The organism is Streptomyces sp. NPDC051452, from assembly GCF_044454765.1.
GTDB lineage: Bacteria > Actinomycetota > Actinomycetes > Streptomycetales > Streptomycetaceae > Streptomyces.
In genome coordinates, this window is the sequence record NZ_JBITEB010000001.1 from 445,261 (window position 1) to 462,209 (window position 16,949).

General features: G+C 74.1%; 15 protein-coding genes. 5 read left to right on the top strand and 10 right to left on the bottom strand.

Annotated elements, in window-relative coordinates:
• Positions 1 to 59: 59 nt before the first annotated feature.
• Complete coding sequence (locus tag ACIBA9_RS02000; RefSeq protein ID WP_399359403.1) at positions 60 to 1,229, bottom strand: lactate 2-monooxygenase; 1,170 nt, start codon at positions 1,227 to 1,229, stop codon at positions 60 to 62.
• Between the two features lie 529 nt (positions 1,230 to 1,758).
• On the opposite strand from ACIBA9_RS02000, the gene ACIBA9_RS02005 reads away from it, so the two are divergent.
• Positions 1,759 to 2,193: a protease inhibitor gene (locus tag ACIBA9_RS02005; RefSeq protein WP_399359405.1), complete on the top strand. Its 435-nt coding sequence runs from the start codon at positions 1,759 to 1,761 to the stop codon at positions 2,191 to 2,193.
• Positions 2,194 to 2,397: 204 nt separating this feature from the next.
• Here the strand turns inward: ACIBA9_RS02005 and ACIBA9_RS02010 are convergent, their stop codons facing one another.
• The 4 genes from ACIBA9_RS02010 to ACIBA9_RS02025 form a co-directional block, all read right to left on the bottom strand.
• The gene (locus tag ACIBA9_RS02010) at positions 2,398 to 2,598 is read right to left on the bottom strand and encodes a CDGSH iron-sulfur domain-containing protein (protein ID WP_399359406.1); all 201 of its coding nucleotides are present in this window, start codon (positions 2,596 to 2,598) and stop codon (positions 2,398 to 2,400) included.
• A complete protein-coding gene (locus tag ACIBA9_RS02015) occupies positions 2,579 to 3,232 on the bottom strand; it encodes a HemK2/MTQ2 family protein methyltransferase (RefSeq protein WP_399359407.1) in 654 nt (217 codons plus the stop codon). The genes ACIBA9_RS02010 and ACIBA9_RS02015 overlap by 20 nt, the downstream gene beginning before the upstream one ends.
• Before the next feature lie 22 nt (positions 3,233 to 3,254).
• Positions 3,255 to 4,268: an iron-containing redox enzyme family protein gene (locus tag ACIBA9_RS02020; protein WP_399359408.1), complete on the bottom strand. Its 1,014-nt coding sequence runs from the start codon at positions 4,266 to 4,268 to the stop codon at positions 3,255 to 3,257.
• Between the two features lie 95 nt (positions 4,269 to 4,363).
• On the bottom strand, positions 4,364 to 4,534 hold the full coding sequence (locus tag ACIBA9_RS02025; RefSeq protein ID WP_399359409.1) for a hypothetical protein: 171 nt from the start codon (positions 4,532 to 4,534) through the stop codon (positions 4,364 to 4,366).
• 716 nt (positions 4,535 to 5,250) lie between these two features.
• On the opposite strand from ACIBA9_RS02025, the gene ACIBA9_RS02030 reads away from it, so the two are divergent.
• The 3 genes from ACIBA9_RS02030 (at position 5,251) to ACIBA9_RS02040 (ending at position 8,045) form a co-directional block, all read left to right on the top strand.
• Entirely contained in the window at positions 5,251 to 6,093 is an 843-nt protein-coding gene (locus tag ACIBA9_RS02030; protein ID WP_399359410.1) for an SDR family NAD(P)-dependent oxidoreductase, read from the top strand.
• A gap of 6 nt (positions 6,094 to 6,099) precedes the next feature.
• Positions 6,100 to 7,026 (top strand): DMT family transporter, encoded by a 927-nt coding sequence (locus ACIBA9_RS02035; RefSeq protein ID WP_399359411.1) that lies wholly within the window; start codon positions 6,100 to 6,102, stop codon positions 7,024 to 7,026.
• A 233-nt stretch (positions 7,027 to 7,259) separates the two neighbouring features.
• Positions 7,260 to 8,045 (top strand): polysaccharide deacetylase family protein, encoded by a 786-nt coding sequence (locus ACIBA9_RS02040; RefSeq protein ID WP_399359993.1) that lies wholly within the window; start codon positions 7,260 to 7,262, stop codon positions 8,043 to 8,045.
• A 517-nt stretch (positions 8,046 to 8,562) separates the two neighbouring features.
• Here ACIBA9_RS02040 and ACIBA9_RS02045 read toward each other — a convergent pair.
• The gene (locus tag ACIBA9_RS02045; protein WP_399359994.1) at positions 8,563 to 9,651 is read right to left on the bottom strand and encodes a galactosyldiacylglycerol synthase; all 1,089 of its coding nucleotides are present in this window, start codon (positions 9,649 to 9,651) and stop codon (positions 8,563 to 8,565) included.
• Between the two features lie 215 nt (positions 9,652 to 9,866).
• Here ACIBA9_RS02045 and ACIBA9_RS02050 point away from each other — a divergent pair, with 215 nt between their 5' ends.
• A complete protein-coding gene (locus ACIBA9_RS02050) occupies positions 9,867 to 10,700 on the top strand; it encodes a ribonuclease BN (RefSeq protein ID WP_399359412.1) in 834 nt (277 codons plus the stop codon).
• Here the strand turns inward: ACIBA9_RS02050 and ACIBA9_RS02055 are convergent.
• The 4 genes from ACIBA9_RS02055 to ACIBA9_RS02070 all read right to left on the bottom strand — a co-directional run bounded on the left by ACIBA9_RS02055 (position 10,697) and on the right by ACIBA9_RS02070 (position 16,903).
• Positions 10,697 to 13,522: an NHLP bacteriocin export ABC transporter permease/ATPase subunit gene (locus ACIBA9_RS02055; protein WP_399359414.1), complete on the bottom strand. Its 2,826-nt coding sequence runs from the start codon at positions 13,520 to 13,522 to the stop codon at positions 10,697 to 10,699. The two genes, ACIBA9_RS02050 and ACIBA9_RS02055, sit on opposite strands and share 4 nt — an antisense overlap.
• 1 nt (position 13,523) lies before the next feature.
• Complete coding sequence (locus tag ACIBA9_RS02060; RefSeq protein WP_399359415.1) at positions 13,524 to 15,746, bottom strand: NHLP family bacteriocin export ABC transporter peptidase/permease/ATPase subunit; 2,223 nt, start codon at positions 15,744 to 15,746, stop codon at positions 13,524 to 13,526.
• Positions 15,743 to 16,549: an HlyD family efflux transporter periplasmic adaptor subunit gene (locus ACIBA9_RS02065; protein WP_399359417.1), complete on the bottom strand. Its 807-nt coding sequence runs from the start codon at positions 16,547 to 16,549 to the stop codon at positions 15,743 to 15,745. Before ACIBA9_RS02065 ends, ACIBA9_RS02060 begins: the two co-directional genes overlap by 4 nt.
• 138 nt (positions 16,550 to 16,687) lie before the next feature.
• On the bottom strand, positions 16,688 to 16,903 hold the full coding sequence (locus ACIBA9_RS02070) for a type A2 lantipeptide (RefSeq protein WP_362152332.1): 216 nt from the start codon (positions 16,901 to 16,903) through the stop codon (positions 16,688 to 16,690).
• Between the last annotated feature and the right edge of the window lie 46 nt (positions 16,904 to 16,949).

Sequence of the window (16,949 nt, forward strand, 5' to 3'; positions counted from 1 at the left end):
TCACCGTCGGTGTCGGGTACGGACGAGCGGGCCGGCCTCCGCACCCACGCGCGGTGGGTTCAGGCGGGGCTCTCGGCGAGGTCGGCCGCCGTGACCGTGCCGGGGCCGGTGTGTCCCGACAGCGCGAGCGTCAGGTCCAGTTCCGCGAGCACACACCGCACGACGTGTTCGACGCCCGCCTGCCCGTCCAGGCCGAGCCCGTAGACGTACGGACGGCCCAGCAGCACCGCGCGGGCACCGAGGGCGAGGGCCTTGAACACGTCGTCGCCGGTGCGTACTCCGCTGTCGAACAGCACCGCCAGCCGGTCGCCGACCGCGTCCGCGACGGCGGGCAGCGCGTCGGCCGCCGCGACCGAGCCGGCCACCTGCCGGCCGCCGTGGTTGGAGACCACGACGCCGTCCATCCCGGCGTCCGCGGCGAGCCGGGCGTCGTCCGGGTGCAGCACGCCCTTGAGGACGATCGGGCCGTCCCAGTGCTCACGCAGGAAGGCCAGGTCCGGCCAGGTGTGGCCGGGGTCCCCGAACAGCCCGAGGAAGTGCAGCACCGCCGCGTTGGGATCCTCGTGCACAGGCTTGGCCAGACCCGCCCGGAACGCCGGATCGGTGAAGTAGTTCGCGGTGCCCACCCCGTGCAGGAACGGCAGATACGCCTGGTCCAGATCGCGCGGCCGCCACGCCAGCAGCGGGGTGTCCAGGGTGACGACGAGCACCGTGAACCCCGCCGACCGCGCCCGGCCGAGGAAACTGCGGGTCACCTCGCGGTCCTTGCCCCAGTACAGCTGGAACCAGCGCTCGGCGTCCCCCATGGCCTCCGCCACCTGCTCCAGCGGTGTGCTGGACGCCGACGACAGGATGTACGGCACGCCCTGCGCGGCGGCGGCCCGGGCGGCGGCGGACTCCGCCTCCGGATGCATGATGGACAGCACGCCCACGGGCGCCAGGGCCAGCGGCGCGGGCAGGGTCCGGCCGAGCACCTCGACCGACAGGTCGCGCATCCCCACGTCCCTGAGCATGCGCGGCACGATGCGGCGCCGGGCCAGGGCCGCCCGGTTCGCGCGCGCGGTGCTGCCGTCGCCGGCGCTGCCCGCCACATAGCCCACCGGGCCGGGACCCAGCCGGTGTTCGGCCAGCTCCTCAAGCCGGGTCAGGTCGGTGGGGAGCCGGGGTACGGCGCCCGTCATGCCGTTGAGATAGATCTCGTACTGGAAGTCGGCCCAGTGCTTCGCCATCCGGCCGTCCCGCCTCTCGTCGCTGGGTACGCGCTGCGGCCCGACGATACTGGCGGGTAGACGTGGGCCGGCAGGCCCCCTCGCAGTGCCGTACGGCGAGGTCGTACCCCTCGGCCTGTCGTCGATCCGGGTCGAGACGGTGAACGGCGGCCACAAGGGTGACCGGGGCCGGGTGCCAGCGGTGGCCGCGACCGAACCCGTGGAAGCAGCGCTTCCCCTCAACCGGTTGATGAACACGAGGCGTCACGATGGTGTTTACGGCGGCCGGTGTCGGAATGTTTCAGGCCGATTAACGAAGCGCTGCTTTTCGGCCATCCGGCCACCTCGCTCGATCAAGAACCGCTCAGTTCCGCGGTCGACCTGTTCGAATTCCGTAACTTCACGCCACTGCTTCAACACGAAAGGTTACTTAAACCTGGGGGGTCGATGTGAATTTCGCTCGCGGACTCGGCAGAGTGGCGCTCGCCGCTCCGGTGCCCGACCGGGTCCGAGGCGGCACTCCCGATGTTCGAGCGGAAGGATGCACACAATGCGGAACACCGCGCGCTGGGCAGCGGCCCTCGGCCTCACGGCCGCCGCCGTCTGTGGACCCCTGACCGGGGCCGCCGTCGCTGCACCGGGCGCCGCCCCGTCGTCGCTCTACGCCCCCTCGGCGCTGGTGCTCACCACCGGCCACGGCAGCGACGCGGCCACGGTCACCCCTGAGCGCGCCGTCACTCTCACCTGCGCGCCCACGGCCTCCGGCACCCACCCCGCCGCGGTTCAGGCCTGCGCCGAACTGCGCGGAGTCGGCGGTGACTTCGACGCCCTGAAGCCCTCGGGCGACGTGTGGTGCACCAAGCTCTACGACCCCGTGGTCGTCACCGTCCAGGGCGTCTGGCAGGGCAAGCGCGTCTCCTACGAGCGCACCTTCGGCAACGCCTGCGCGAAGGACGCCGCCACCGGCAGCGTCTTCGCCTTCTAGACCGGGATCGCGCGGTCCTCGCACGCCGGATCAGGTCCGTAACTGGGGAGTGCGGCCCCTGGAGCGGGGAACCTGCGATCTCGCGCCGGGGCCGACGGGCGGAGTGGGGCCGCCCGCCGGCACCGGGCACAACAGCCGCTCCCCGGACCGGCCCGTGGGGGGCCGTCCGGGGAGCGGCGAAAAACCAGCGGTTTCAACCGATGTTCAGGCCCTGCGCCGATGACTCGTGTCACACCAGGGATAGCGGCGACTGCGTCGGCATGTGCACAGAGCGACACGGAACCGGTCCGAGGAGACCGTGGTGCCGTCCTCCAGCTCGATCTCCACCGGCCCCTCCACCAGCAGCGGGCCGTCCCGCCGCATGGTGATCCGGCGGGGCCGGTCGTCAAAGGACTCGTTCGGCACGGATGACCACCAGCTCTTCCTTGTCGTCGGACGCCTCCAGCAGCCCGTTGCGGCGCAGCCAGTCCTGCCGGGAGCGCAGCACCGGACCGAAGGCGATCCGGCGGCGCCGGACCACCGAGGCCTTCAGATCCGTCGCGCGCAACAGTTCCAGGGTGCGCTCGGGGTCGCTCAGCGCGGAGTGCACGAGCAGCAGCACGCCCCCCGGCCGCAGCAGCGTGTGCGCGTCCCGGCAGATCCGGTCCAGCAGCAGCCGCCCGTCCCGGCCGGCGTCCCAGGCCCGGGCCCGGCCGCGCGGAGCGCGCCCGGCTTCGGGCGCCGGCACGTAGGGCGGGTTCGCCAGCACCACGTCGTAGGTGCGGTCCCGGACCGGGCCGAAGAGGTTGCCGCGCCGGATGCGCACCGGCTGCCGGGTCAGCCACGCGTTCAGCCGCGCCGTCCACACCGCCCGGCGGGAGACGTCCACCGCGGTCACCTCGGCGCCGCGACGGGCCGCCGCCAGCGCCAACGCCCCGCTTCCGGTACCGACGTCCAGCACGCGCATACCGGGACGCAGCGGCTCCTCCCGAAGTACCTCGGCGAGCAACTCCGTATCTTCTTGCGGGGCGTACACGCCCGGAAGCACCCATGCGATCACGGGGGCGCGAGTACCCCGTTGTTCACGATGTATGGGACACCTCCGGGGTCAGCGGTGACCGCAGGGACGAACGCCCGGCCCGCCAGTCGGCGAGCAGCCGCCGGGCCAGCCGGTCCTCCAGGTACTCGGTCGCGTCGATCCCGAAGGCCACGTCCGCCGACAACTCCGGCTCCTCCGCGAGCAGCCCGCCGATCACGTCGTGGCGGACGACCTGCTCGTGCACCGCGTCCGCCTCCACGTGCTCGTCGTAGAAGAACTCCGCGGCCGGACCGGCGCCGGTGCGGCGCATCGCCTCCGCGAGCCGGCGCGAGCCCGGCGAGGAGGTGATCTCCACCTCGGCGAAATGACCCACCAGCGCGCCGCGCAGCTCGCGGTGCAGCCCGAACAGGGACATCAGGTTGACCACGGCCAGCATCTCGGCCGACGCGGCCTCCAGGTAGTGCCCGTAGGTGGTGTCCAGGCCCAGGTCCGCCATCAGGTCGGCGAACAGGCGCGCGTGCACGCGCTCGGCCCGGCCGCCGCCGAACTCGTCGAACTCCACGGCCGCCATCGCCGCCTTCGCCCGGCCCCACAGGCGCGGCAGCACCCAGGCGTGCGGATCGGCCTCCTTCAGGTGGTACAGGGAGCGCTGGGCGGCGTACTCGCGCAGGTGCCACAGCTCGCCCTCGTCCCGCAGGAAGTGACTGACCCCGGTGCCGTCGACGGGCTCGACCAGGAGGGCGCCGAGCGCGTCGTCGAGGCTCTCGTGCACCGGCGTGTCGGTGCGCAGGGCCGTGAGGAACCGCCGCTCCATGGCGCCGCGCACCCGGAGCAGGTCCGGGTCCCACTCGAACCGTGGGCCGACGCCCGCGAAGCCGCGGTAGTGCAGCTCGTAGCACAGGTACAGGGCGAGGTGCAGATCGTCGCCGTACGGGTCGGCGTCATCGGGGTCCAGGGTGGTCGGGAGGGGGCCGGTGCCGCGCAGGTAGGCGATGACCGCGGCGGACAGCGGCCCCCGGTGCTCGGGCAGCCGGGGTTCTCGCGGGTGGTGGTTCATGGACACCGGGTACCCGCGCCGGGCCGAAGCACGGGTGATCCAGCACACCCCGCGCCCGGACGGCGGCCCCCCACCCACGGGCGGCCCCGGCGGTGTCACTCCCCGTCGGCCTGCTCCTGTGCCCCGGTGTTCGGGGTGATGGCGTCGCCGGCCTCACCGGAGCCGCCGGTGTCCTCGTCGCCGCGCTTCTCGGCCTGCTCGACCTCCCGGAGCACCTCCTCCAGGGCCGTCTCGGGCTGCTCGTCGTGGTCGTTCCCGCCGGGCATGGTGTCTCCTTCGTCGCTGTGCGCTCGTGATCCACCGCGAGTTACCCGCGGACGCCGTCTCAAGCGTCCCGGACGACAGCGGGGGCCGCCGTCTCCCTGCGGACGGCGGCCCCCGGGCCGGGACGGCGGCGGTCGTCACATGTGGACGACGGGTGCCGCGTCCGAGTCCTGCGCCGGCACCCCGCGCCGGTAGAGCAGGAAGGCGATCACCGTGCCCGCGCCGAAGAACACCGCGGACCACCAGAAGGCGGTGGTGTAGCTCTCGATAAGGTCTTCTGGGACATGGGCAGACCACTCCAGGGAAGTCGTTCACGTGCGTGGGATGTGCGCGAGAGGTGTGCCGCGCGGGGAGTGCGTAAACGAAACGGTTTCGTACACGTCGAGCCTAGACGACTGCCAGCGAAACGGCAACGTTTCGTTGGCGCCGAAGCGTGCGGCCGGTCGGCCGTCGCCGGGCCCGCCCCGGCCGCGAGCGCCGCGAAGGCCCGTGTTCCCGCGGTGGAGTCCGCGTGCGGCGGCGAGGCGTGGTCGCGCTCGCGGAGCACGTCGTCCGGGCGCACCGAGGCCCTGGCGGCCCGCGGCCCTCCCTCCGGGGGTGGCCGCCGCGTCGAATGCTCCGCCGTGCGCGGTGTCCCGGTCTGTGGCGCCCTGGATACACCGCGAGAATTCGGCCCCGGATCCGAGACCGTGCACACCGTCGCAGTGAGGTCGCCACCATGTCCCACGCCCCGTCGCCCGCAGGACCGTCGAACCGCACCGGGCCCAGGGCGACTTCCGCCCCCGGGGCGGGCGTCGGCCCGCGCCGCGCGGATCGGGGCGGTACCGCCCTGGTGACCGGTGCCTCCTCCGGCATCGGCGCGGCCGTGGCCCGCCGACTGGCCGCCGAGGGGGGCTGGCGGATGGTGCTCAACGGACGTGACGTCACCCGTTTGGAGCAGGTGGCCGCCGAGGCCGGCGCGCTCGCCCTGCCCGCCGACCTGACCCGGCCGGGCGCCGGGCACCGGCTCGCCGACCTCGCCCTGGACCACCTGGGCCGGCTGGACCTGCTGGTCGCCGACGCCGGGGTCGGCTGGGCGGGAGATTTCACCCGCATGCCCCCCGCCCGCATCGACGAGGTCGTCGGCGTCGACCTGCTGGCCACCGCGCACCTGGTCCGCGCCGTGCTGCCCCACATGGTCGCGGCCGGATCCGGGCGCGTCGTGCTCATCGGATCCTTCGCCGGCAGCGTGGGCGTGCGCGGCGAGGCCGTCTACTCGGCGGCCAAGGCGGCCCTGGCCGTGTTCGCCGACGCCCTGCGCTACGAACTGCGCCACACCGGCGTCCGTGTCAGCCATGTGATCCCCGGCGTGGTCGACACGCCCTTCTTCGCCCGGCGGGGCATCCCCTACACCCGGACCTGGCCGCGCCCGGTGTCGCCCGAACGCGTCGCGGACGCGGTCCGGTCCGCCGTCCTGCGCGACCGGGACGAGGTGTACGTCCCCGGGTGGCTGCGTGTGCCCGCCCGGGTGCGCGGCGCCGCGCCCGGACTCTACCGGCGGCTCGCCGCCCGTTACGGATGACCGCCCATGATCGCCGTCACGGTGCTGCTCGCGCTGCTCGCGGCCCTGTCCAACGCGTCCGCCTCGGTGCTGCAACGCCGGGCCGCGGTGCAGGAGCCGGAGAAGGGCACCGGCGCGGCGTCCGCCGTACGACGGCTCGGGCATCTGCTGCGGCGGCCGTACTGGCTGGCCGGTACCGGGCTGCTGGCCCTGTCCAGCGTGTTGCAGGGCGCGGCGCTGGCCGTGGGCAGCCTGTCGCTCGTCCAGCCCCTGCTCGCCGCCGAACTGCTGTTCACGCTGGCCGTGGGCAGTGTCGTCTTCCGGCGCCGTCCGGACCGCCGGACCTGGCTGGCGTTCGTCGCCCTCGCCGTCGGGCTGGCGGTGTTCCTCCTGGCGGCAGCGCCGTCCGCCGGACGCCCGTCCGCACCGCCCCGCAGCTGGCTCCTGGGCGGCGGCGGGACACTCGGCGCCGTCGTCCTGTGCGTGGTGATCTCCCGCCCGACGCGCGGCGCGCCCCGGGCCGCGCTGCTCGGTCTCGCGTCCGCCATCTCCTTCGCCACCACGGCGGCGCTGCTCAAGGAGGCCGTGGGGCGGCTCGCGCAGGGCCCCGGGGCGATGTTCTCGCACTGGTCGCTGTACGCCACCGGCGGCGCGGGACTCGTCGCCTTCCTGCTGCTGCAGAGCGCGCTCGCGGCCGGATCGCTGACGGCCTCGCAGCCCGCCCTCACCCTCGGCGACGCGCTCACCAGCGTCGTCCTCGGCTGGGTGCTGTTCGCCGAGACCATCCACCTCGGGCTGCGCCTGATCCCGGAGGTGATCGGTGCGGTGCTCATCGGCGGGGGCAGCATCGGCCTGGCCCACGCCCAGTCCGTGGCGGGGGAGTGGGACACCGCCACGCCGGACCACCCGCCGGGCGGGGGCGGCGAGCGGCCGCGGACGCCGCGCGAGCACTGACCGGCCGGCGAGCGGCCGCGGACGCCACGCCGTCATGGACCGGACGCGCCGGGCAGGTGCCACGCCGTCACCGACCGGACGCGCCGGGCGGATGCGACGCCGTCACCGACCGGACGCGCCGGGCGGATGCCATGCCGTCACCGACCGGACGCGCCGGGCGGGTGCCCGCCGTCGCCCACCGAGGAGGTGCCTCACCGATGTCACCGATGTCACCGATGTCACCGATGTCACCGATGCCCCCCGTCCACGGCCGCCGTCTGCGCACCGCGGCCGTCGCCCTGCCGGCCGCCGTGGCCGCGGCGCACATCGCCCCCGCGGCGACCTGGCTCCCGGCCGTACGGCTGCCGCTGTTCCCGGGGCTCTCGGGCACCGGTCGCCGCCGGCACGTCGCGCTCACCTTCGACGACGGCCCCGACCCGGAGTCGACGCCGCGCTTCCTCGACGCGTTGGACGGGCTCGGGGTGCGGGCGACCTTCTTCGTGCTCGGCGCACACGTGGTGCGCCACCCGGCCCTGCTCCGGGAGACGGTGGAGCGCGGGCACGAGGTCGGGGTGCACGGCTGGACCCACGACCGGCCCTGGCGCCCGGCGTTCACCCGGGACGCCGAGGCGGTCGCCCGCGCCGTCCACGTGGTGCACGACCTCACCGGTCACCGGCCGCGGTGGTACCGGCCCCCCTACGGCATCCTCACCACGGGACGCTGGGCGGCCGCCCGGCGGGCCGGCCTGCGGACGGTGCTGTGGTCGGCGTGGGGCAGGGACTGGACGGCCGACGCCACCCCGGACTCCGTGCGGGCCCGGGTCGTGGCGGACCTGCGTGGCGGCGGCACCGTCCTGCTGCACGACTCGGACCGGCACTCCGCCCCCGGCTGCTGGCAGTCCGCCCTGGGCGCGCTGCCCGGCATCGTCGAGGACTGCCGGTCGGCCGGCCTGGCGGTGGGCCCCCTGCGCGAGCACGGTCCGTCCCCGGACTCCCGGTCTCGTCCCGTCCTCGTGCCGACCGGGCCGCACCGGGGGTGACGGATGGCGTGGGTCGTCGTGGGTGGGGGTGGGGTTCACAGGCCCGCGACCCGGGTGAGCGGGTCCTGGCGGAAGAGTGCGCGGCCCCGGGCCACCCGTGCCGCGCGCTCCGGGCCCGTCTCCGTGAGCCTGCCGAGCGCCGCCAGCAGCGCGGCGCCGTCCCCGGCCCGGTCTCGTCCCGGTCTCGTCCCGTCCTCGTGCCGACGGGGCCGCACCGGGGGTGACGGATGGCGTGGGTCGTCGTGGGTGGGGGTGGGGCTTACAGGCCCGCGACCCGGGTGAGCGGGTCCTGACGGAAGAGTGCGCGGCCCCGGGCCACCCGCGCCGCGCGCTCCGGGCCCGTCTCCGTGAGCCTGCCGAGCGCCGCCAGCAGCGCGGCGCCGTCCCCGGCCCGGTCTCGTCCCGGACTCGTCCCGCCCTCGTGCCGACCGGGCCGCACCGGGGGTGACGGATGGCGTCGGTCGTCGTGGGGGGGTGGGGGTGACGGATGGCGTCGGTCGTTGGGGGCGGGTGGGGCTTACAGGCCCGCGATCCGGGTGAGCGGGTCCTGGCGGAAGAGTGCGCGGCCCCGGGCCACCCGCGCCGCGCGCTCGGGGCCCGTCTCCGTGAGCCTGCCGAGCGCCGCCAGCAGCGCGGCGCCGTCCCCGGCCGGCTCCGACACCCCGAGCTCGGCCATCCGCCGTACCCCCTCGGCCCCGTGCCCGGGCAGCGGCCGGTGTCCCACCACGGGCAGCCCCACGGCGAGAGCCTGTACGGCGGTCTGGCCCGCGGCGTTGTCCACCAGGGCGTACGCGGCGGCCAGCAGGCCGGGCATGTCGTCCACCCAGTCCAGGGCGAGCGCCGACGGCACCCGGGACACCCGGGCACGCAGCCGCTCGTTGCGGCCGCACAGCACGACCGGCAGATAGCCGCCCGCCGCCAGCAGCCGGGCGGTCCCGGCGAGATCGGCCGCCGCTCCCCAGGCACCCGCCGACAGCAGCACCGGTGGCCGGCCCGGCGCCCGCCCGGCGAACCGCCGGCGCCAGCGCGCCGCCCCGGCGGCCGGGGCCAGGAAGGCCGGCGCCACCACCGGGCCGGTCGGCACGGCGGGTACGCCCAGCGCCCGACGCACCTCGGCCGCCGCCGCGTCCGTCAGACACAGATACCGGTCGGTGCCCGGATGCAGCCACTGCCGGTGCACGGCGAAGTCGAGCACGAACACGGTGCTCGGCACCCGCAGCACGCCACGCGACCGGAGATACCCGGTCAGCTGCGCGGCCAGATGGAACACGGACACCACCGCGTCGATCTCCAGCCGGTCCGCCAGCTCCGTCAGCCGACCGGCGGCGAGCCGGGCCAGCGGCACCCCGCTCGGCCGCGGACCGGCGCCGCCCCGCAGGAACGCGCCGTAGATCCCGCCGTACACCCAGGGCGCGTGCCGTACCGAGGCCTGGTACCCGCGGCGCAGCCCGGCGCCCAGACCGTACGGCAGCAGCCGCAGCACATCGACCACGTGCGGCTCGTGACCGTACGCCGACGCGCGGCGCGCGAGTTCGCCGGCCACCGTGTCGTGACCGGCCCCCATGCCCGCGCTCACGATCAGCAGCCGCCGCCGGTCGCCGGGCATGGTGGGGCGCGGTCGGGGCACTTCGGCAGGAGTACGCACGGCGTCCGATTCTCCGGGGGCGCGAGGGGGAAACGACGCAGTCGCCGGCCGTGTCGCCGGATCCGGCCGGCCCGCCCCGCGCGCCGTCGCCACCGTGTCCGGCGAGTTGCCCGAAGCGCGCCGGAGTGGATGAATCGGCACAGGAGAGCGTGTGGGCGGCGAGCACGGGAGGAGCCGTGAACGTGTTACGGCGCGGCCTGCACCGCGCTTGGGAGTGGCTCGCTGTCCGGGCCCTGTTCGCGCACGGCAGTGAGCTGGAACTGATGCACCGCGCCATGGGCTTCGCCACCCTGGCCCTGGTGACGCTGGCGCCGCTGCTGATCGTGGTCGCCGCCGCCGACCCCCTGGTGCGCGGCGGGTTCGCCTCGTGGCTCACCGACGGCATGGGGCTCTCGGGCAGATCCGCGCGTGTGATCACCGACGTCATCAGCCCCCCGCGCAACGTCATCGGCACCACCAGCATCTGGAGCGCGGTCCTGCTCGCCGTCTTCGGAGTGGCCTTCGGCGGCAGCGTGCAGAACGCCTACGAGCGGATCTGGGGCCTGGCCGCCGGCCCCTGGCACCGGGTCTGGCGGCAGGCGACGTGGCTGGTGGTCCTGACGGGCTACCTCTACCAGGAGGTGGCGACGAAGACGGCGCTGCACGGCCTCCACCGGATCGCGCTGTCCGCGCTCAGCGGCCTGGCGTTCTTCTGGTGGGGACAGCGTTTCCTGCTCGGCGGCCAGGTCCACTGGCGCACTCTGCTGCCGGGCGCGGTCGCCACGGTCGTCGGCCTGGCCGGGCTGCGGGCCTTCTCCTCCCTCGTCTTCACCCCGCTGATCGTCACCAACGCGCTCAGCTACGGCGCCGTCGGCACGGTCCTGGTGGTCGAGTCCTGGCTGATCGGCGTCGGTTTCGTCATCTACGGCGGCGCCCTTTTCGGCCGCTGGTTCTGCGAACACCACTGGACCCCGGGCCACGAGCACGAGGAGCGGCACACCACCGAGACCGCCCCGGAGGAGGAGCCCTAGGCCATCTGTCGTCGCACCAGTTCGTGCAGCCGGCCCCCGGTGTCGGCGAGGAGCTCGGCCGGGGTGCCCTGCTGGACGACCCTGCCCTCCTCCATGACGATCACCCGGTCGGCGTCCAGCACCGTGGACAGCCGGTGGGCGATCACGACACGGGTCGCGTTCAGCTTGCGGGTGCTGTCGATGACGATGCGCTGGGTGTCGTTGTCCAGCGCGCTGGTGGCCTCGTCGAAGAAGAGGATGCGCGGCCTGCGGATCAGGGCCTGGGCGATCATCAGGCGCTGCCGCTGGCCGCCGGATATCGCGCCGCTGCCCCCGACGATCGTGTGCAGGCCCATCGGCATCCGCTCGATGTCCGCCGCCAGCCCCGCCATCTCCGCCGCCGCCATCGCCTCCTCGGGCGTGTACGGCTCGGTGCCGCAGATGACGTCCAGCACGGAACCGGTGAAGGGCTGGGCGTGCTGCAGGACCACCCCGCACTGGCGGCGCACCGCCGACTGGTCGAGCGCGGCGAGGTCCTGGCCGTCGTACAGGACGCTGCCGGAGACCGGCTTGTCGAAACCGATCAGCAGCCGCAGCAGCGTGGACTTGCCGCAGCCGCTCGGGCCGACGACCGCCACGAACTCGCCCGGCCGGATGGCGAAGGACACGTCGTCGAGGACCAGCGGTCCGTCGTCGGCGTACCGGAAGGACAGCCGCCGGGCCTCGATCGCCCCCGACAGCGGGCCGGGCCGGGTGCTCGCCGCGCGCACCTCGGGCGTGGCGTGCAGGACCGGCTTGATCTCCTCGAACAGGGGCAGCGCCGCCACCGCCGACACGAAGGAACCCGTCAGCTGGGTGACCGACGTCAGCACCATCGTCACCGACGTGCTGAAGGTCAGGAAGTCCGCGGCCGACATCGCGCCCCTGGCCGGACCCGCCAGCAGCATGAACATCAGCAGGGTGCACACCGGCAGGTAGACCGCGCCCAGCACCGTGCTGAGGTTCTTGATCCGGCCGACCCGCTGCTGCAGCTCCCGGCTGCGCGCGAACTGGCGCGCCCAGGCCGCGTACGCGTAGTTCTCGGCCGCCGCCACCCGCAGCTTGGGCAGCCCGCGCAGGGTCTGGAACGCCTGGTTGTTGAGCTGGTTGCCGAGCACCACCAGGCGCCGCTGCCAGCGCACCTGCCACAGCCCGAGCCCGGTGAACACGGCCCCGATGACGACGAGCATGCCGACGGCCGCCATCGCCATCGGCACGCTGTACCAGAACAGCAGGCCCAGGTTCATCGCGCCGACCGTCACGGACTGCGCGACCACCGGGCCGATCCCGGCCAGCAGTCGGCGGATCGCGCTGATGCCCATGGCGGCACTGGCCAGCTCACCGGTCGAGCGCTGGGTGAAGAACCGGGTGGGCAGCCGGAGCAGCCGGTCCCACACGGCCGGTTGCAGCGCCGCCTCGATCCGGCCCTCGAGCCGCAGGATGGACAGGTTCTCCAGCAGCGTGAACGCCGCCGCCACCACCGCGCTGACCATCACCGCCAGGCACACCTGGACGATCAGGTCCACCTGGGCCCTCGGCACGTAACGGCCGAGCACCCGGCCTGTCGCGACCGGCACCAGCGCGCCGATCACCACCGTCACCAGCCCCGCCAGCATCAGGTTCAGCAGGTCGCCGCGGGTGCCGCGCAGACTGAACCGCAGCAGCCCGAGCGGTCCGAGCCGCTTGTCGGGCAGGGGCCGGTAGAACATCACCGCGCGCGCCTCGAACTCCTGCGCGTTCGCCTTCTCGACCGGCGTCTCCCGGCCGGTCGCGGGCTGTACGGCCACATAGCCGCCGCGCCGCCACAGCAGGGCGACCGGTGCCCCGGACAGCGCCCGGTGCCCGACCAGCGGGCCCACGTTCTCCCGCCACCAGCGCCCGTCCAGGCGCACGGCCCGGGTGCGGACCCGGGAGGCCAGGGCCACCCGCTCGACCGGGTCGAGACGTTCGCTCTCGGCGCCGCCCCCCACGGGTGCGGCGAGGACGATGCCGGCCGCCCGGGCGACCAGCTCGCACACCGCGAACGTGGCGTCCGCGTCGGCTGCCGTCGCACGCCGCCCGGAACGCCCGCCGATGGAGGCCAGCAGGGTCTGGTCGGCCTGGGCGCGGACCGCCTCACCGGCCTTGATCCCGGCGGCCGTGCGGGTCTCGTGGGTGCGCTCCTGCTGCTCGATCCACCGGTCCAGCGCGGTCAGCAGCCGGTACTGCTGGTCCACCAGGCTCTGCCACAGCGCCGGGTCCATCAGCAGGTCGGCGGCGGCCTCCGCGCCGTACTCCGACCCGTAGCGCACGCTGCCCGGCGGCACCTGCATCCAGAACACGTCGTCGTCGGACGGCGCGGCGGTCCGCTCCTCGGCCATCGGGGCCTGGAAGAGGACGGACAGCCCACGGCCCACCCCGAGTGCCACCGCGTACTCCAGCGGGCTCGAGGCCGGGGGCACGTACTGCGGGTTGCCGTACTCGTCGTAGGACCAGGTCTGGGTGTGCGTGGGCTGGTACAGCTCGCGCAGACCGACGCGGTGCACCACGCAGTCGCGGGCCGGGCGGGCCACCAGGGTGTGCGCGGGGCCGGCGACCGGGCCGAGCAGCAGGGCGCCCGCCTCCAGCCGGCCGAGATGGTGCCAGTGGCCCTGCTCGGCGGCGTCCACCGCGAACAGGTCCAGGGCGCCGGCCGCCACCAGCCACAGCACCTGCGGGCCCGCCAGGTCCAGCCGGTTCAGCCCGGCGCAGTCGAACCGGGTGCCGAGCGCCCCGAGCGCCCCGAGGACCAGGTCGCCTTCGTACTCCTCCTGAACGCTCGTCATCTCACCGCTCCCTGACCAGCGCGGCGTAAGTGCCGCCGCGCGCCACCAGCTCCTCGTGCCGCCCGCGCTCGACGACCGTGCCGTGCCGCAGCACGACGATCTCGTCGCTGTCGCGGACCGTGCTCAGCCGGTGGGCGATCACCACACAGGCGCAACCGCGCCGGCGCAGGTTGTCCATCACCAGCAGCTCGGTCTCGGCGTCCAGCGCGCTGGTCACCTCGTCCAGCACGAGGATGCTGGGCCGCCGCACCAACGCCCGCGCGATCTCCAGCCGTTGGCGCTGGCCGCCGGAGAAGTTCCGGCCGTCCTGCTCGACCCTGCCGTGGATGCCGCCGGGCCGACGCGCCACCACGTCGTACAGGGCCGCGTCCCGCAGTGCCTCCACCACCGCCTCGTCGGGGATCGACGGGTCCCACAGGGCCACGTTGTCGCGGACCGAGCCCTCGAAGAGGAAGACGTCCTGGTCGACGAAGGACACGGAGGCGGCGAGCGCGCCGCGCGGGATGTCCTCGAGTCGGCGGCCGTCGATGCGGATCACGCCGTCCCAGGGCGTGTACAGCCCCGAGATCAGCCGGGAGACCGTCGACTTGCCGCTGCCCGAGCCGCCGACCAGCGCCACCTGCCGGCCGGGTCCGACGCTCAGGTCGAACCCGCTCAGCAGCGGCTGGTCCAGCGGGCTGTAGCCGAAGGTGACGTTCTCCAGCTCGACGTGCCCGTGCAGCCGGCGGGTCGCGTCTCCTGTGCCGGGTCGGGCGTAGAGCGGGTCGGCCTGGAAGTTCTCCACGTCCTTCAGGCGGGCCACGTCGGCCGTGAAGTCCTGGATGCGGCCCGCCACGCCGTTGAGCCGGGTGAGGGGGGCGGTGAACCGGGTGACCAGCGCCTGGAAGGCGACCAGCAGACCGACCGAGAGGTGTCCCTCGACCGCGCGCATGCCGCCGATCCACAGGATCAGCGCGCTGTTGACGGTGGCCAGCGCCGGGGCGACCACCCCGAGCCAGGCGCTCGGCACACCGAGGCGCTGCTGTTCCTCCAGCGTGGTGGCGTGCTGCCCGGCCCACTTGCGGAAGTAGCCGTCCTCGCCGCCGGTCGCCTTCATCGTCTCGATCAGCTGGAGCCCGGTGTACGAGGTGGTGGTGAGCCGCGCGGTGTCCGCGCGCAGCTTCGCCGTCCGGGTCGCCCGCAGCCGGATCACCAGCCGCATCGCCACGAGGTTCAGCAGGGCCACGCCGATCCCGACGAACGTCAGCTGGGGGTCGTAGGTGTAGAGCAGCACGGCGTACAGGACCACGACGACCGCGTCCACGCCGGCCGCCGCGAGGTCCCGGGCCAGGGTCTCCGCCACCTGGTCGTTGGACTGCAGTCGCTGCACCAGGTCGGCGGGGGAGCGCTGGGCGAAGAACGTCACCGGCAGCCGCAGCAGATGGCGCAGGAAGCGGGCGCTGGAGAGGGTGGAGGAGATGATCCGGCCGTGCAGCAGGTTCGCCTGCTGCAGCCAGGTCAGCACCAGGGTGAGCAGCACGCAGACGGCCATGGCGGCGAACAGCACGCCCAGCAGCGAGGTCTGGCCGCCGATGAGGAACATGTCGATGTAGGTGCGGCTCAGCGCGGGCAGGGCCGCGCCGACCGCGACCAGCAGCAGGCTGGCCAGCACGGCGGCGGGCAGCGTACCGGCGGTGCCGCGCAACCTCGCCGGCATCGCGCCGAGCACGCCCGGCTTGCGCCCGCCCCGGGTGAAGCCGTCGCCCGGCTCCAGCACCAGCACCACACCGGTGAAGCTGCCGTCGAACTCCTCCAGCGGCACGAAACGGCGGCCCTTGGCGGGGTCGTTGACGAACACGCCCCGCCGGCCGAAGCGTCGGCCAAGACCGTCGTAGACGACGTAGTGGTTGAACTCCCAGAAGAGGATGGCCGGTGAGCGCACCTCCGCGAGCGCGGCCAGGTCCATCTGCATGCCCTTGGCCGTCAGGCCGTAACTCCTCGCCGCCTTCAGCAGGTTGCTGGCGCGCGAGCCGTCCCGGGAGACGCCGCAGGCGATGCGCAGCTCCTCCAGCGGGACGTGCCGGCCGTAGTGGCCGAGGACCATCGCGAGGGAGGCGGCGCCGCACTCGACGGCCTCCATCTGGAGCACGGTGGGGGTACGGACGGTGCCGGTACGGGACTTGGGGACCGGCCGCTTGGCGGGGGCGGCGCGTCTGCGGCCGCGGGTTTCCTGCGGGGTGGTCACGGGAGCAGCCAATCGAGGGGGCGCTGGTCGGCCAGCTCGACCGAGGCGGAGGCGAGGGTCATCGAGTCGGGCGCGTACGGCGGCCCGTCGGCGGTGGACCAGCGGTAGCCGCTCTTCGTCGCCTTCGTTCGCGTCAGCTCCACGAGGACGGCCACCGGGCGGCCCTTGCGGGTGAACTGCTCGCCGAGCTGGCTGTCGCCGAGGAACGCGGCGATGGACTGCGCGGACTGCGCGGTCCGGTCCACCGCTCTCACCCGGCCACGCAGCACCCCGTACTCCTGGGCCGGCACCGAGGACACGGTGAGGTCCACGGGGGCGTGGGCGGGGATGGCGGCGGCGTCCTCGGCGGGGACGTACACGGTCGCGTACAGCGGGTCGCCCGGGTGGGCGACCTTCTCGACCGCGGCGATGTCGGTGCCGGTCCGCACGATCTGTCCGATGCCGGCGGCGAGTGTGGTCAGCCGGCCAGCGGCCACCGTGCGGATCACCGAAGTGCCCTGCGGCGTACGGACCTTGACGACGGGTGCGTTCGCCGGGAGCCGTTCGCCCTGCCGGGCGAGGATGCCCGTGACCTGACCGGCCACCGGGCTCTGGAGCAGATAGCTGCCCTGGCCGTGCGTGAGGACGGCCGGGGCGCCGACGGTCGAGGCGACCGATCCGGTCACCGCCCAGACGGAGGCCGCGGCCATGACGACGACGGTGACGCCCAGTACGAGCCAGCCCTGGGGACGGGCCAGCCGCACCGGAAGGTCCAGCTCCTCCGGCGACTGGAGCTTGGCGAGGGCCTGTTGGCGGAACTGCACGGAACTTCCCTCACCCGAGGAGAGACGGCGTTACGGCGAAGCGGGGGGCGCCGTCGGGACCGGTGGGTCCCTCCGGGCACCCGAGAGCCCCGGAGCCGGGGGGATGGCTCCGGGACCCGAGGTGACACCGGGGTGCGGTCAGAGACCGGCGACCAGGTTGGTGACCGGCTGGGTGTGCAGGCCGGTGACGCCCTCGACGGTGCCGACGACGGTGTCGACCAGGCCGGAGACCGGGGCGATGCCGTTGACGGTGCCGGTCACGGTGTTCAGGGCGTTCACGGACAGACCGCCGGAGACGTTGTCCAGCTCGGCGTCCGAGATCTCGACGGTCTCGACCTGGGGGGTGGAGTTCATGATGGAACTTCCCTTCATATGGATATTCACAAGGGGGAGAGCGGCC

Bases quoted from the DNA above. Each gene is read 5' to 3' on its own strand.
- ACIBA9_RS02020 (WP_399359408.1), bottom strand. From the start codon at position 4,268: ATGAACCACCACCCGCGAGAACCCCGGCTGCCCGAGCACCGGGGGCCG.
- ACIBA9_RS02030 (WP_399359410.1), top strand. From the start codon at position 5,251: ATGTCCCACGCCCCGTCGCCCGCAGGACCGTCGAACCGCACCGGGCCC.
- ACIBA9_RS02000 (WP_399359403.1), bottom strand. From the start codon at position 1,229: ATGGCGAAGCACTGGGCCGACTTCCAGTACGAGATCTATCTCAACGGC.
- ACIBA9_RS02045 (WP_399359994.1), bottom strand. From the start codon at position 9,651: ATGCCCGGCGACCGGCGGCGGCTGCTGATCGTGAGCGCGGGCATGGGG.
- ACIBA9_RS02025 (WP_399359409.1), bottom strand. From the start codon at position 4,534: ATGCCCGGCGGGAACGACCACGACGAGCAGCCCGAGACGGCCCTGGAG.
- ACIBA9_RS02070 (WP_362152332.1), bottom strand. From the start codon at position 16,903: ATGAACTCCACCCCCCAGGTCGAGACCGTCGAGATCTCGGACGCCGAG.
- ACIBA9_RS02055 (WP_399359414.1), bottom strand. From the start codon at position 13,522: ATGACGAGCGTTCAGGAGGAGTACGAAGGCGACCTGGTCCTCGGGGCG.
- ACIBA9_RS02040 (WP_399359993.1), top strand. From the start codon at position 7,260: ATGCCCCCCGTCCACGGCCGCCGTCTGCGCACCGCGGCCGTCGCCCTG.
- ACIBA9_RS02035 (WP_399359411.1), top strand. From the start codon at position 6,100: ATGATCGCCGTCACGGTGCTGCTCGCGCTGCTCGCGGCCCTGTCCAAC.
- ACIBA9_RS02005 (WP_399359405.1), top strand. From the start codon at position 1,759: ATGCGGAACACCGCGCGCTGGGCAGCGGCCCTCGGCCTCACGGCCGCC.